General features: G+C 71.3%; 1 protein-coding gene. It reads right to left on the bottom strand.

Annotation, left to right across the window (positions count from 1 at the left end; all coding sequences use genetic code 11):
- The coding region (locus tag AOK11_RS45945; RefSeq protein ID WP_240497639.1) for an amidase family protein at positions 1 to 431 on the bottom strand (431 nt) is incomplete at its 3' end.
- Between the last annotated feature and the right edge of the window lie 210 nt (positions 432 to 641).

The raw sequence follows: 641 nt of genomic DNA, 5'->3' as shown, positions 1-641 counted from the left end.
TCGAACGAGGGTGCGAGACCGATCTGGCCGGTGTCCGGGACCAGACCGTGTGTCGGCCGCAGGCTGTACAGCCCGCAGTAGGAGGTCGGCACCCGCACCGAGCCCGCCGTGTCGGTGCCCAGACCGATGTCGGCCAGCCCCAGGGCGACGGCGCTGGCCGAGCCGCTCGAGGACCCTCCGGGAACCCGCCCGGGCGCCGCGGGATTCGGTGGCATCCCGTAGTGCGTGTTGAGCCCGGACAGGCCGTAGGCCAGCTCGTCGGTCCGTGCGATACCGGTGACGTCCGCCCCTGCCTGCAGCAGGGCCTGGACGGCCGCGGCGTGGGCGGACTCGATCGGCGCCTCGCACAGCCATGCCGGATTTCCCGCCCCGATCGCATGGCCGGCGACAGCGAAGAGGTCCTTCACCGCGACCCGGGAGCCGGACAACACGCCCCCCTTGGGCGCCGCGACCAGCGGATCACCGACAACACGCCAGACCGATGGGTCGATCTCCCCTGGAGCCGAGACGTCATCGCGGGGAGCGCTTGTCGTTTCACCGCTGTCGTGGCGAGGCGGGATCAGGAGCGGCACGTTGGCAACGGCAGAACTCGGCTGCTGGGCAGGCATGAGTGACCTCGACGTGATCGGGAGGCAAGCGCG

Origin of the sequence: Streptomyces hirsutus, from assembly GCF_001418415.1 — a bacterium.
GTDB lineage: Bacteria > Actinomycetota > Actinomycetes > Streptomycetales > Streptomycetaceae > Streptomyces > Streptomyces hirsutus.
This window is presented reverse-complemented; position numbering and strand designations above follow the sequence as displayed.